Raw genomic sequence first — 13,513 nt, 5'->3', positions numbered from 1 at the left:
TGTTCAATAATGTTTATCTCTTTTTCTAAACCGCCCAACTCACTTCTCTTGCCTCAAACTCCTGCTCCATACTCTATCTTTTATGTCTATTTCTCACTTTAAAGAGCCTAATCAACTTAGGAATGTAATCTTCCTGTGTGTTTACATGTAAGTAACTAGCATTGAATTTCTTGGCAATATCCTCCAACGTCGCTCTTCCATCGGTGTAAAAGTGCTTGAGGTTTTGCCTAAACTCTGCCGATGAAGTATTTACCCATACGGTTTGCTTGCTTTCCTTATCGTACATAGGTACGATGCCCAACTTCGGTAAATCAGTTTCCCGCTCATCGGAAATATGGATGATGATCAGATCATGCTTTTGGGCAATAGCCTTCAAGTTCCGCTCATACCCTTGGTCCAAAAAGTCGGATATAACCACGAAGATACTTTTTCTCTTAATGGTATTCAACGCCAGCCCCATTGCCTCGCGAAGGTTCGTTTTGGACGAATCGGGCTTCAATTTATATACCGTACTGATGATCTCGTAAGCATGTTTGATGCTTTTGTTGGGCTTAATGTATTTTTCTTTTTTATCCGAAAAACATAACAAACCAATAGAACTGTCCTCCTTTGTTCCCGAAAGGGTAAGCACGCCCAAAATTTCTTTTCCTATGTCTATTTTTTGCTTTCCGTCAGCTCCAATCTCTTGCGAAGCACTCACATCCAAAATAAAAAAGATGTTTTGTTCCTTTTCTTCCTTAAAGGTTTTTACAAACGCTCCATGCCCTTTAGCCGAAACGTTCCAGTCAATATGCCGAACATCGTCCCCGTATTGGTAGGAGCGCACATCGTCAAACTCCAGCCCTGAGCCTTTGAACACCGAATGGTAATCGCCTTGCATCTGCGAGTTTATCGCCTTTCTTATCCGTATCTCGTAATTCCTCAGTTTTCCTATTATCTCCTGAAGATTCATATATCCGTGGTTTTGTTTAGCAACCAGTCCAAATTGGTGGTTGTTTGCCAAATGTAAGAAACTGTTTGGGAATTATATTTCTGAACAGCTTCTAGCAAACAAATTTAAACCGCTAGTGGGCTTAATAGTTCTGCTTTTCTATATTTAACAGTTTTTAACGCAGATGCTCGCCAAGTTCCCCCTACCATCCTTCATTTTGGGCTGTCCTTTTGATAGCAGAGTCTTTATGTTTGTCCACCTCGGTAAAATGAAAACTAGGCTTTTAATGTTTTATACAAAAATGAAATGCATAATTTTGGAACATGAAAAAAATAGGCTTTTTCCTTTTGTTGGTATCCCTTGTTGCTTGTGATAAAAATAAGCTGCCCAAAGGTGTTATCCCTAAAGATCAGATGATAGATGTAACGGTCGACATGCAGATGCTCGAATCGAAAGTGGACATGAGGATAAAAGGGAAAGAGGAACAAAAGGCATATTTTACTGCCTTGCAAAATGAATTATATAAAAAGCACGGTATCGATAGTGCAATTTATACCCAAAGCTTCGACTATTATATGAATAGGCTGGCAGACTCTCGCGATATCTTTAAAGCAGTAAACGATTCCATCGATGCTCTTAGAGATGAGCATAGAGACAAGGCAAAAGAAAAGACGAAACCAAACAAACCAATACCAACGCAAAAGAAGTAGCCCTAGGGCTACTTCTTGATACCTTAAACATCTATTTGGCATCTACTTCTACCACGCCGTTTGGCTCTATTTTGTGCCTTGCGCCAAACAAGTGAAGCCTGATCGGCTCTTCGCTTTGGTTGCTAATGGCAACCTTCTCTTTGGTAGCCATTACGCTGAGCAAATGCCCCCTAAAGTACACCTTGAATGCGAGTGCTTCCCAGTTGCCAGGAACAAACGGCTCGAAGTAAGCCTCTCCATTTTGCACACGCATTCCCCCAAATCCTTTGATTACCGACATCCAAGTTCCCGCCATACTGGTGATGTGCAGGCCATCGTCTGTGTCGTTGTTATAGTCGTCTAGGTCGAGGCGAGAAGTTCTCACATACATCTCGTAGGCTTTTTCCCTTCTGCCTATGGATGCCGCCAAAATGGAATGCACGCAAGGCGAAAGCGAAGACTCGTGAACAGTAAGCGGCTCGTAAAAATCAAAATTCCGCTCAATTGTTTCTTTGTCAAACTGATCTTCAAACAAGTAAATTCCTTGCAATACATCTGCTTGCTTGATGTAGCAAGAGCGTAAAATCCTGTCCCACGACCAGTGCTCGTGGATAGGGGTCTCCTCCGCAGGAAGTTCTGCCGCAGGAATCAATTCCTTATCATAGAAATTATCTTGTTGGAGGAAAATGCCTTTTTTGCTGTCTTCGCCAAGGTACATTTTTTCTAAAATGTCGAGCCATTTTGTTGTCTCTTCTTCAAAATTGAAGTTCACTTTTGCAATGAGGTCATCGTACTTATCCTCGTTTTTCGACTTCACATAGCCCAACGACTCAATCGTATATTTCATCGTCCAGCAAGCTAGCGTGCTGGTGTACCAGTTGTTGTTGATGTTGTTTTCGTACTCGTTGGGTCCCGTCACGCCTAGCATCACATATTGCTGCTTCGCTTCCGAGAAATTCACACGCTGCGCCCAGAACCTTGAAATAGCTATCAACACTTCCAAGCCATATTCCACCATGTACTCATGGTCGCCTGTGTAGCGGATATAATCGAAAATGGCAAAGGCAATGGCTCCGTTTCGGTGGATTTCCTCAAAGGTAATTTCCCACTCGTTATGGCATTCTTCACCGTTGATGGTCACCATTGGGTACAGTGCAGCTCCATTTTTAAAGCCTAGTTTTTCCGCATTTTCTATCGCCTTTTGCAGGTGTTTGTAGCGGTAAACTACCAGTTGTTTGGCAACATGTGGCTCGTGCGTAGCGAGGTAAAATGGTAGGCAATATGCTTCTGTGTCCCAGTAAGTTACGCCTCCGTATTTCTCTCCTGTGAAGCCTTTTGGCCCAATGTTCAGGCGTTCGTCTTCGCCCGTGTAGGTTTGGTTGAGTTGGAAAATATTAAAGCGGATTCCCTGCTGTGCAGCTACGTCTCCTTTTATAATAATGTCACTGGTAGCCCATTTCATGCCCCAAGCCCTGCTTTGCTCATGGAGCAGAACGCCAAAGCCTTTCTCTGCATAGGTATTGAGCAATTTCTTGCAAATATCTGTAAGCTCAGCCTCAGGATAATCGCGCGAGGTAACGTTGCAGCCAAATTTGAAAAGCACGGTTTCTTCACCCTCTTTACAATCTACAGTAAATGTGTGGGAAACATATTGTTTCTTTTCCGAAGGAATTGGGTTCAGCTGTACCGTCCTTCCGCCTTGGGTAAGGCTGAACTTCATTCCTGTACAAACAACAAAACCTGTTTTCTTGGTTTTTGAAACCAAATACCCTTCGTCTTCGGTCGGGATTTCTCGGCTGATTTCATCCCAAAACTGCTCGTCGTAGTTAGAATCCTCGTTGTGGACATCGCCATCGAGGTAAGGGGTGAATTCAATAGAGTCAGAAAAGTTGAGTGGCTTTATCGCATACCTGATCGCCCCAATATCTTTGGCAGGAAGGCTTACAAACCGCTTTGCATTCACTGCCACCTCTTTCCCGCTTTTCAACCTTGCGGTAAAAGATCGTTCGAGGTAGCCTTCTTTCATGTTTAGCTCCCTGCGAAAGTCCAATACTTCGCAATGTGCCAAATCTAAGGATTCACCTGCTATTTCTATATTTATCCCAATCCAATTGGGAGCGTTTATCACCTTGGCAAAATATTCGGGATAGCCATTTTTCCACCATCCAACTCTTGTTTTGTCGGGGTAATACACTCCAGCCAAGTAACTTCCCTGTAAGGAATCTCCGCTATATTGCTCTTCAAAATTGGCTCGCATGCCCATGTGTCCGTTGCCAATGCTAAACACACTTTCTGAAATTCGGTTGTATTCGGGTTTGAAACCTTCTTCTATGATCGACCACTCGTCGTGCTTCAAATATTCTTTCATAATGTTTGAGAATTTAAGAATTACCTCAAAAATAATTGTTGCCTATGGTTACAAGTATTTGATATTCAATAAGAGCATGTTTGAATTTTATCTATTTCGCTGCAAATGCACATATCGAGAATCTCAATCTGAGCATTTTCGGTTTTGGACCGACACTCGGAAAACCTAAATTTTAAACATGCTCTAAATATAATCCAGTCGTTGCCAAGGATGATGAACATATTTTTCCCAAGATCTAAAAGCTTGGGTGGCAGTTGAATTTGAATCAGTTTGGAATAAAAAACAAAGGCGAAAATCTTTCGGCCAATTTGCATTATTAAAGCTAAAAAAGCACCCTTTTTTTGATTTTTATTTGGGAGGGGAGTTGATTGCATGGGTTTATAAAAACGACTGCAAACATTTTGTGCACATCCTCCGAAATGCGTGACAGGCTCTACGGCGTTGTTTTGGGGGTAAGATGGATTGCTACAATTGTGCAACCCCTCACGGGGTAGAATATTTGTGCAAACCTCAACCTCGTAGAGGTTACACAATTGTAGAAGGAGTTGCCATAATTCAATACAACCCCGTGAGGGGTTGCATAAATTTCACCTATAAGCCTCGTGTTAGTTCAATGAACCCGAATAGGGGTTGAACCCGTTAATCCTCAGCAAAAATACGTTGAATTCTGGCTTTCAAATCTTCATTGGAATTCAGCTCTTCAAACTCAAGCGAAACAGTTTCTTCTCCAGTTGCCACAAAATCTTTTTCAGCAAATACCACCTTTCCTTCTTTCATGCCAAAAGCTATTATTTTACATGGCTCATCTTTTACAATCTGTTCGAAAGTCGTTTCATTCTTGTATTGAAAAGTTTCATATGCTACCACTTTTCTGTTTTTAAAAGTGATATAGCAACGACCAACAGGTATCACATCGCTTTTGATTTTTATACTTACCCTAGGCGATTGTTCATCTATTAATTGATCTAGGTTTTTAAATCCCATAGAAATAATATTAGCTGTATAGACATTAATACCATTCAACAAACCAATTGAAGGCAGTATTGGTGTTTTGTATGTCACTACTCTGATTACCAAGTTTTCTGATGGGTTGTAAAGATTTGGGAAAGGGATAGCTAAGTTGACTACAGATGTCAATTTCTCTTCAAGAATATCTGTATTAAATTGGTTGTTTTTACTCAGAATATCGATTTTTACAGAATCTAGACTCCCATCAGTTTTATACTCTTTAAGGCGTACTTTTAAGGCTGTAATTTCTTTTCCTTTGTTGGAAATGATTTTTACGATTTTGTTTTTATCCACTAGCTTAGGAAAAACAAAATCTAAAAAGTTGACATCCTCATTTTTCAAGGAAAAAGGGAAATTATCGGAAAATGGATAACCTAATTTATAAGGATGGTAGTAATACTCGACCATAGAGCCTCCAAATAGAATATCGTATTTAACAGATTTGGATCCATTGACAAGCCGTAGTCCATTTTCTATTTTATTAGGAGATATAAAAAACACAAGTGGGATGAGGTACAATCGCCCCTCATTTTGGAGTTTCCATCTGTTACCTATTTTACTTTTATACAACTTGAAAGGCTTGGGCTTGGCATCTGTCACTAACTCTATCTGAAGTGACTTAGCCTCGTCAATTGCTAGTTCATTGCCTTTTTTATCAGTTGCGTTCAAGTTGAACATCCCACCACTTTCTAGTAATCGTCCTTCGGTATCTACAGTAGATAATCCTTCCAAAATCATATCAGAAATACTGATAAACTCATTGAATGAAACAGCTACTTCACCATTGATGGTAGTCCCACTAGAATTAGTAAATGCCCCACTTGGAATTGTGATTTTAGTACCCGATGTCAATTCCAGTACCGTATCTGCATTGCTGTCAATGGAAAAAGATTGGGCTTCTTTTTTTAACCCGTCCAATAGGTGCTCGAATTTTGTATCACCTTCAACTAAAGCCTCGCCTATAACTAGACCGTGGTATTTTGGCTCTTCTTCTTGGGCAAACGTGAAGTTGGTTACTAAGAAAGAGGATATTATAAAAATCAGTTGTTTCATGTTGTATGCTGGTTAAAAAATAGTCTATCTATGCCGTTCTTAACAACGTTACTTAGAGCAAAAATCTGGCAAAAACAGAAGCTTAATTTGATAAGGTTTAACATTGCTGTCCCATTAAAATCCAATAAGACTCTTTTAAATATTTGAAATTTAGTTAGTTGTAGGTGTTTTTCGATTAAACGGATTTCAATTTGCATTTTCGCCATTCATTCCTAAAGAGAATAGCAAATGCATAAGGATAAATACGTTTTCGCTCAGTTAGCATCGTTTCTGGATAGGAATAAGTTTAACTACATCGTTCGTAAGTATGACGGAAACAAATACGTGAAGCATTTCACTTGTTGGAACCAGCTGCTTGCCCTGATGTTTGGGCAATTATCCAATCGTGAAAGCCTGAGAGATCTGATTGTCGCACTTGATGCCCATCATTCCAAATCTTATCATTTGGGTTTGGGCAAGAATGTTTCTAGGTCATCCTTGTCTAGGGCCAACCAGGACAGGGACCATCGCATCTTTGAAGAGTATGCTTACTATCTGGTTGATGAAGCCCGTCAGAAACGGGTTTCTGACATCTTCAAGCTTGACGGCAATGTCTACGCTTTTGACTCTACTACGATTGACTTGTGCCTTTCTGTATTCTGGTGGGCGAAGTTCCGTAAGAAAAAAGGCGGAATCAAAGTGCATACATTTATATGATGTAGAGACGCAGATCCCCGCATTCTTTCATATTACAGAAGCTTCTGTACACGATTCTACGGCGATGAAAGAGATTCCTTATGAACCAGGATCTTATTACATATTTGACCGTGCATATAACCACTTCAAGATGTTGTATAAGATTCATCAGATAGGGGCTTTCTTCGTTGTCAGGGCAAAAAAGAACCTCCAATGCAAGACAATCAAATGGAAACGGAGGTTGCCCAAGAACGTACTTTCTGATGTTACAATTGAATTGACTGGTTTTTATCCAAAACAATATTATCCAGGACATCTTCGGCTCGTCAGATATTGGGATGAAGAACAAAAGCGCCAGCTTCTATTCTTGACCAATGCAATGCACATTTCTGCTTTGCAAGTTGCCCAGCTTTATAAAAATCGCTGGCAAGTCGAGTTGTTCTTCAAATGGTTAAAGCAACATCTGAAAATCAAAAAATTCTGGGGTACTACTGAAAATGCGGTCCGTATACAGATCTATGTTGCTATATGCACCTACTGTTTGGTGGCAATTGTCCAGAAAGACATGAAACTTGACAGAAGCACATATGAGGTCTTACAGATATTGAGTATATCATTGACCGATAAAACTCATCTTCGAGACCTCTTCCAGAGAACTAAATTTCAAAATGACAAAGAACGTTTTAGGCTGAATGAGCCAAATTTGTTTAATTATTGATAACGTCCCAATTTTAATGGGACACTAGTGAAGGTTTAAGTAATATCTATAATGCTAAAGCTTCGGGTTATTCAATGAATCTGAACAAGGGCTTTTATTAAAAACTAATCTGATCGAAATATAAACCTGTTTTGTAACCATTCCCTTTATATTTGTTTTATTGACAATATCGAACCACAAAAATAGCTACGATGAAAAAAATCTTGATAGCGGCAATCCTATTGGTTGCAAGCAGCAGCACATTTGCCCAAGAGGCAAAAAAAGTACTGACCCACGAGGTGTACGATGACTGGAAGCGAGTTGGTAACAAAAGTATTTCCACCGAGGGGAATTGGTTGCTTTACTCTTTGCGGCCTCAGCACGGAGACGAAACTTTGAAAATTAAAAACTCGAAATCTACCTCTGAATTTAGTTTTGAGAGAGCCAGCGGAGCAGCTTTTAGTTACGATGAAAAATACGTAGTGGCTACCTTAAAGCCCCACTTGGACAGCCTTGCCGAAATGCGCCGTCGCAAAGTAGAGGACAGCGATTTGCCTACTGACTCTCTTTTGATTGTTGGTCTTTCCAAGCCCGACACGGTCAGAATTGCCGAAGTTGCCTCTTTTCAGTTGCCCGAGAAAGCAGGCGGTTGGCTTGCCTATTTGCTTAAAGAGCAGAAGGTCGAAAAAGATACTTCACTAGTTGCTGGCGACAGCGTTGCCATTGCCAATATGCCCGAGCCAAAGCAAGAGTCGGAAGAAAACGGTACGAAGCTCATTTTGCGCGAACTGGAAACAGGCAGGCAAGACACCTTTATGTACGTGACCGAATACTCCCTTTCCAAAACGGGGACAGGCTTGATGTTCCACTCTACTGGCGACGACAGCCTTTTCCAAAAAGGAGTCTACCTGTATGATATTTCTAACAAAGCTTTGCAACCGATGATGCGGGGCGAGGCTACATTTAGCCACCTCACGTGGGACGAAACGGGCTCACAGCTCAGCTTCCTTGCCGATACGGACACGACTGAGGCACAGATCAGGAAATTTGGTTTGTACTACTGGACTAACAGCCTTGACTCTGCCCAAAAGCTTATTGATGAATCTTCAAACGTTGCGCTTGATGGGTGGGTGGTGAACCAATATTATGCACCGCATTTTTCCAGAGATGGTTTCAAACTGTATTTTGGTTTTTCTCCAGAACCTGTTTTGCAAGATACCTTATTGCTAGAGGAGGAAATTGTGAATGTAGAAGTTTGGGGCTACAAGGATACTTACTTGCAAACGCAGCAAAATATTGAGGCGGAAATGGAAAAGAAGCGGGCATATTTGGCAATGTATGATCTTGGTGATGAGGTAGCTTCGTTACTCGGCTCGCCAGAAGTTCCCGAAATTATCCTTGCTGCCGAGGGAAATGCCGATGTAGCTTTGGGCTATTCGAATTTGCCTTATGGACAAGCCCTTTCTTGGGACGGTTATCCTCCTTACAATGATATTTATTTGGTAGATGTGAGGTCGGGGGGAAAAACCAAAGTTGCGGCCAAGGTGAAAGGCAACCCGCGTATTTCCCCAGAAGGACGCTTTTTCTACTGGTATTCGGCAACCGATACGGCTTGGTTCACCTACGATATCACAAAAAAGCAACTTTCCAACCTTAGCGGAAGCATCGATAACCAATTTTATAGCGAGTTCCACGATTACCCTGACTATCCTTCTTCTTATGGAAGTGCGGGTTGGACAAAAGGCGATGAAAAATTCTTGATTTATGACCGCTACGATATTTGGGCGTTTGACCCAAGTGTAGAGGGGAAGGCAGAGCGGATTACCCAAAACGGCAGGGAAACAAATACTTCTTACCGTTATATCCATTTTGACGATGAGATAAAATACATTGATTCTAAAAAGCCGATCTTATTGCATGGCACTCAGGCAAAAAGCAGAGCCGAAGGTTTTTACCAACTCGATTATAAGAAGAAAATCACGCTTACGAAGCTTTATGAAACCGAGCATGCGCTTTCCAACCCTATAAAAGCTAAAAACAGTGATGAGTTGCTTTTTACTATGGAAAGCTATGTGAAATTTCCTGATGTGCAGCTTTCCGACCTTTCGTTTGAAAATGTAAAAGAAGTGAGCAAAGCCAACCCACAGCAAGCCGATTACCAGTGGGGTACAGCCGAGGTAGTCACTTGGGTTTCCCTCGACGGTATTCCTCTTGAAGGATTGCTCTACAAACCCGAAGGTTTTGATCCGAATAAAAAGTATCCGTTGTTGGTCAATTTCTACGAAAGGAATTCTCATAACCTGCATCGTCACCGTATTCCGGAACCACATCGCTCCACTATCAATTACCCCTATTATGTGAGTAATGGTTACGTGATTTTTGTGCCAGATATTCCTTATAAAGTAGGCTACCCTGGGCAAAGCTGTTTCAATGCGGTGATGCCGGGCGTTACCAACTTGATAAGCCAAGGCTACATAGACAAGGATAATATAGGGGTGCAGGGCCATAGCTGGGGCGGTTACCAAGTCGCTTATCTCGTTACCCGAACCGACCTTTTCAAAGCTGCCGAATCAGGCGCACCCGTTCCAAATATGATCAGCGCCTACGGCGGAATTAGATGGTGGACAGGACTGAGCCGCATGTTTCAATATGAAAACACCCAGAGCCGAATAGGTGGTACTATTTGGGAGTATCCGCTCAGGTATTTGGAAAACTCTCCCATCTTCACCCTCGACAAGGTAAATACTCCACTTCTTATCATGCATAACGATGCCGACGGACACGTGCCGTGGTACCAAGGGATTGAATTGTTTGTAGGGATGAGGCGATTGGGAAAGCCCGCATGGATGCTCAACTATAACGGCGAACCCCACTGGCCACTCAAGTGGCAAAACCAAAAAGACTTTGCCATAAGGATGGGGCAATTCTTTGATCATTACCTAAAGGGTGAACCCATTCCCCAATGGATGGGCAGCGGAGTACCTGCTATCCATAAAGGCATAAAAAGCGGGTATGAGCCAGTAGGTAAAAACGAAGAATAGTACAATTTTAAATAAAATAAAAAAAGGGGCGTTGATTCGCCCCTTTTTTTATGAGAAAAATCATATAATACCGAAAAACCTCAAAAAATAGCCATAAAACCAGTAGGGTGACTATACGTATAAACCCTGATTTTAACCTAGGGACGTAACAAACCTTTGTTCATTTCCTTATATATAAATAGAAAGCAATATTTTTATATCATCAATCAAAAAGTAATAAATAGTGATCTCGAAATAATATTGATATTTGGCTTGGAAAACAAGCACTGAGGTCACAGTTCACCTAAACCAACACATAATTATGAAAAAGTTAATAATGATTATTGCTATTACTTTTTTAGGAGCTAGCCTAGCTTTGGCTAACGGAACTGAACCAGAAAAAGGAAAGGATAATAAAGGGGAAAAACCTAAAAAAGGACAGGCTGTGACCAAAAGCAAAAAAAGTGGAAGCTACTTGGCTTATAACCATAAATTAAAAGGTGCAGTAGCCCCTATAGTTGTTCAGAAAGAAACTATTTCCGTAGCGCCTAGGTCAAATGATTTTAAGAAAAACAACCATAAACTTCATAAGGCTACTCACATGCCGAGTGAAGCTGGTAGCTTAGTGATGAGAGAAAAAGGAGAATCTACTTTTCCTAAGCACATCAACCATAATAGGAAGTTTGCCAAGAGCCATTAATTGATGAGCACTTGACTTAAATTTGATAAAAGTAATTTGCCTGTTTCCATTGGAGATGGGCATTTTTTGTGGAAAAAGAAAAGGTATAATCTTTCTTTTGATATAACCTGAGAAAGTTTACGTTTCTAACACAACACCTGACCTCTAAACTACGGTTCCACCCAATCGCCGCCTTCGGCTATGATGTTGATAAGTTCGTCCACGGCATTTTCCGAAGGGACAGAACGCTTCACCACTTCCTGACCTTTGTAGAGGGTGATTTTTCCCTTTCCAGAGCCTACGTAGCCATAATCGGCATCGGCCATTTCCCCAGGTCCGTTCACTATGCAGCCCATTATCCCAATTTTTACCCCTTTGAGGTGGTCGGTACGCTTGCGGATCATTGCTGTGGTTTCTTGCAGGTCGAACAGGGTTCTTCCACAAGAAGGGCAGGAAATATATTCCGTTTTGGTCATGCGGGTACGGGCAGCCTGCAAAATGCCAAAGGAAAGACTATTGAGCGAAGTGATTTTTTTAAGGAGCTCTTCTTTGGCTAAAGTTTCAAGCTTGGAAGTACCGAGCATGATTCCATCGCCAAAACCATCTATGAGCAATCCACCTACATCCGTAGCGGCAAAAAGCTGCAATTTATCATCACTCATCGGAACAAAATCTCGTTGGGCAATTACTGGAGTTTTTAGTTTCTTATCCATCAAATCGAAAAATACCTTGCGCAGCTCAGGCATGGCATGTTCGTTTTCGGTAGAAAGCAAAATCACCAAATTATCTCGCCATTCAAGTAACTGCGTAAGCTTCGGATCAAAATCTGAAAGGCTCAAAGTGATAAAGTTCAGCTGATGGTGTAGAGGCGCTTCGTTGATTAATTCTTCCTTGCTTAGTAATGGAAAACTATTGTCTTTGTCATCCAACTCCAGCCAGCCAGCATGATCAATAATTTGCTTGAGACCGTTAGGTGGCATAAAAGGCAACGGTGTTTTTCCTGTATAGATAAAATCACCACCTTGCTCGCCCATTGCCCATTTATCCAGTTCGGACAGGTAATGGTGACCTACGTTTTTCAGGTCTTTCATTTCCGTTTCGCTAACCTTGCTCCAGTCGGCTATAACTCTGGGCACATTTCCCCCGCCTACCGAAAGTACTTCTGCACTTTCTCTTTTAGCATAAGAAAAAGGGTTTTTAGGGCTGTCTTCTAAGCTTGGAATTGGTTTGGAAAGCTCGGCTCTTTGGGTGTAGCGGTTGATAAGCGCAGCGGCTACGGGCGCTTCAAATTCTGGTTCTTCAGTAAGGGAAACGCGAACGGTGTCGCCCAGGCCGTCTTCCAGCAATGTGCCTATGCCCACCGCAGATTTTATTCTACCATCTTCGCCATCGCCAGCTTCGGTTACACCCAAGTGGAGCGGATAAGGCTTCAATCCTTCTTCGTCCATCTTTTGTACCAAAAGCCTGTAAGCCTGTACCATCACCTGTGTGTTGCTGGCTTTCATGGAAAGTACGATGTCGTGGTAGTTCAAGTCTTCGCAAATGCGGAGGAATTCCAAGGCAGATTCCACCATTCCGATGGGCGTATCGCCATAGCGGCTCAAAATTCGATCGGAAAGAGAGCCGTGGTTGGTGCCAATCCGCATCGCTGTTCCATGTTCCTTGCAAATGTTTACCAGTGGGGTGAATTTTTCCCTGATCCGATCAATCTCGGTCTGGTACGAAGCATCGTCGTATTCTATTACTTGGAATTTCTTTTTATCGGCATAGTTGCCTGGGTTTACCCGCACTTTTTCCACTATTCGGGCAGCAAGTTCGGCTGCATTGGGGGTGAAATGAATATCGGCTATGAGAGGGACATTGTAGCCCCTAGCCCGGAGTTCTTTTTTGATATTGGCGAGGTTTTCCGCCTCTTTTATGCTTGGGGCGGTGATCCGCACATATTCGCAACCAGCTTCCACCATGCGGATGGTCTGTTCTACGCTGCCGAGGGTGTCCATGGTATCGACGGTAGTCATCGACTGAACTCGGATAGGATTATTTCCGCCAAGGGCGATGTCCCCAATTTTCACCTCTATGGTTTCCCTACGCTGGTAGGATGTCAGACTGTTGCAATATTTATAAGGGTGGATAACCTTTGATGATTCCATGGATTTGAGATTGTTTGAAGTGGCGAAGTTAGTAAGCCTTCAAGCTTTATTCAATATGTTCCTTTAGTATAATGGAAGTATTTCAAATCAAACAACAAAAATTAGCTGTTGATGTTGGATATTTTTCTACATTGATCTGGAGAAGATAGGGTTTTAGAAAATAACAGGAAGAAATTTTACTTGCACTTAAACATTAGGTCAAACTTCTACGTCATTAAACTTAAACCTTCCTTTTACCCTATT

At 41.8% G+C, this 13,513-nt stretch carries 9 protein-coding genes; 5 read left to right on the top strand and 4 right to left on the bottom strand.

Going from position 1 to position 13,513, the window contains the following annotated elements:
* Positions 1-73: 73 nt before the first annotated feature.
* The gene (locus tag R9C00_22475) at positions 74-952 is read right to left on the bottom strand and encodes a DUF58 domain-containing protein (GenBank protein WPO34470.1); all 879 of its coding nucleotides are present in this window, start codon (positions 950-952) and stop codon (positions 74-76) included.
* A 302-nt stretch (positions 953-1,254) separates the two neighbouring features.
* On the opposite strand from R9C00_22475, the gene R9C00_22470 reads away from it, so the two are divergent.
* Positions 1,255-1,641 (top strand): DUF4296 domain-containing protein, encoded by a 387-nt coding sequence (locus R9C00_22470; GenBank protein ID WPO34469.1) that lies wholly within the window; start codon positions 1,255-1,257, stop codon positions 1,639-1,641.
* Between the two features lie 31 nt (positions 1,642-1,672).
* Here the strand turns inward: R9C00_22470 and R9C00_22465 are convergent, their stop codons facing one another.
* A complete protein-coding gene (locus R9C00_22465) occupies positions 1,673-3,988 on the bottom strand; it encodes a glycoside hydrolase family 65 protein (protein WPO34468.1) in 2,316 nt (771 codons plus the stop codon).
* A 639-nt stretch (positions 3,989-4,627) separates the two neighbouring features.
* The gene (locus R9C00_22460) at positions 4,628-6,049 is read right to left on the bottom strand and encodes a hypothetical protein (GenBank protein ID WPO34467.1); all 1,422 of its coding nucleotides are present in this window, start codon (positions 6,047-6,049) and stop codon (positions 4,628-4,630) included.
* A gap of 228 nt (positions 6,050-6,277) precedes the next feature.
* Here R9C00_22460 and R9C00_22455 point away from each other — a divergent pair, with 228 nt between their 5' ends.
* The 4 genes from R9C00_22455 to R9C00_22440 all read left to right on the top strand — a co-directional run bounded on the left by R9C00_22455 (position 6,278) and on the right by R9C00_22440 (position 11,141).
* Positions 6,278-6,745, top strand: a complete 468-nt coding sequence (locus tag R9C00_22455) for a DUF4372 domain-containing protein (GenBank protein WPO34466.1) — start codon at positions 6,278-6,280, stop codon at positions 6,743-6,745.
* Positions 6,639-7,442, top strand: a complete 804-nt coding sequence (locus R9C00_22450) for an IS4 family transposase (GenBank protein WPO34465.1) — start codon at positions 6,639-6,641, stop codon at positions 7,440-7,442. Before R9C00_22455 ends, R9C00_22450 begins: the two co-directional genes overlap by 107 nt.
* Positions 7,443-7,633: 191 nt before the next feature.
* Entirely contained in the window at positions 7,634-10,462 is a 2,829-nt protein-coding gene (locus tag R9C00_22445) for a prolyl oligopeptidase family serine peptidase (GenBank protein WPO34464.1), read from the top strand.
* A gap of 301 nt (positions 10,463-10,763) precedes the next feature.
* Positions 10,764-11,141: a hypothetical protein gene (locus tag R9C00_22440; protein ID WPO34463.1), complete on the top strand. Its 378-nt coding sequence runs from the start codon at positions 10,764-10,766 to the stop codon at positions 11,139-11,141.
* 149 nt (positions 11,142-11,290) lie between these two features.
* On the opposite strand, the gene ispG is transcribed toward R9C00_22440, so the two are convergent.
* On the bottom strand, positions 11,291-13,270 hold the full coding sequence (gene ispG / locus R9C00_22435; protein ID WPO34462.1) for a (E)-4-hydroxy-3-methylbut-2-enyl-diphosphate synthase: 1,980 nt from the start codon (positions 13,268-13,270) through the stop codon (positions 11,291-11,293).
* Positions 13,271-13,513 lie beyond the last annotated feature (243 nt).

The sequence above is a fragment of the Flammeovirgaceae bacterium SG7u.111 genome (genome assembly GCA_034044135.1).
Taxonomy (GTDB): Bacteria; Bacteroidota; Bacteroidia; order Cytophagales; family Flammeovirgaceae.
This window is presented reverse-complemented; position numbering and strand designations above follow the sequence as displayed.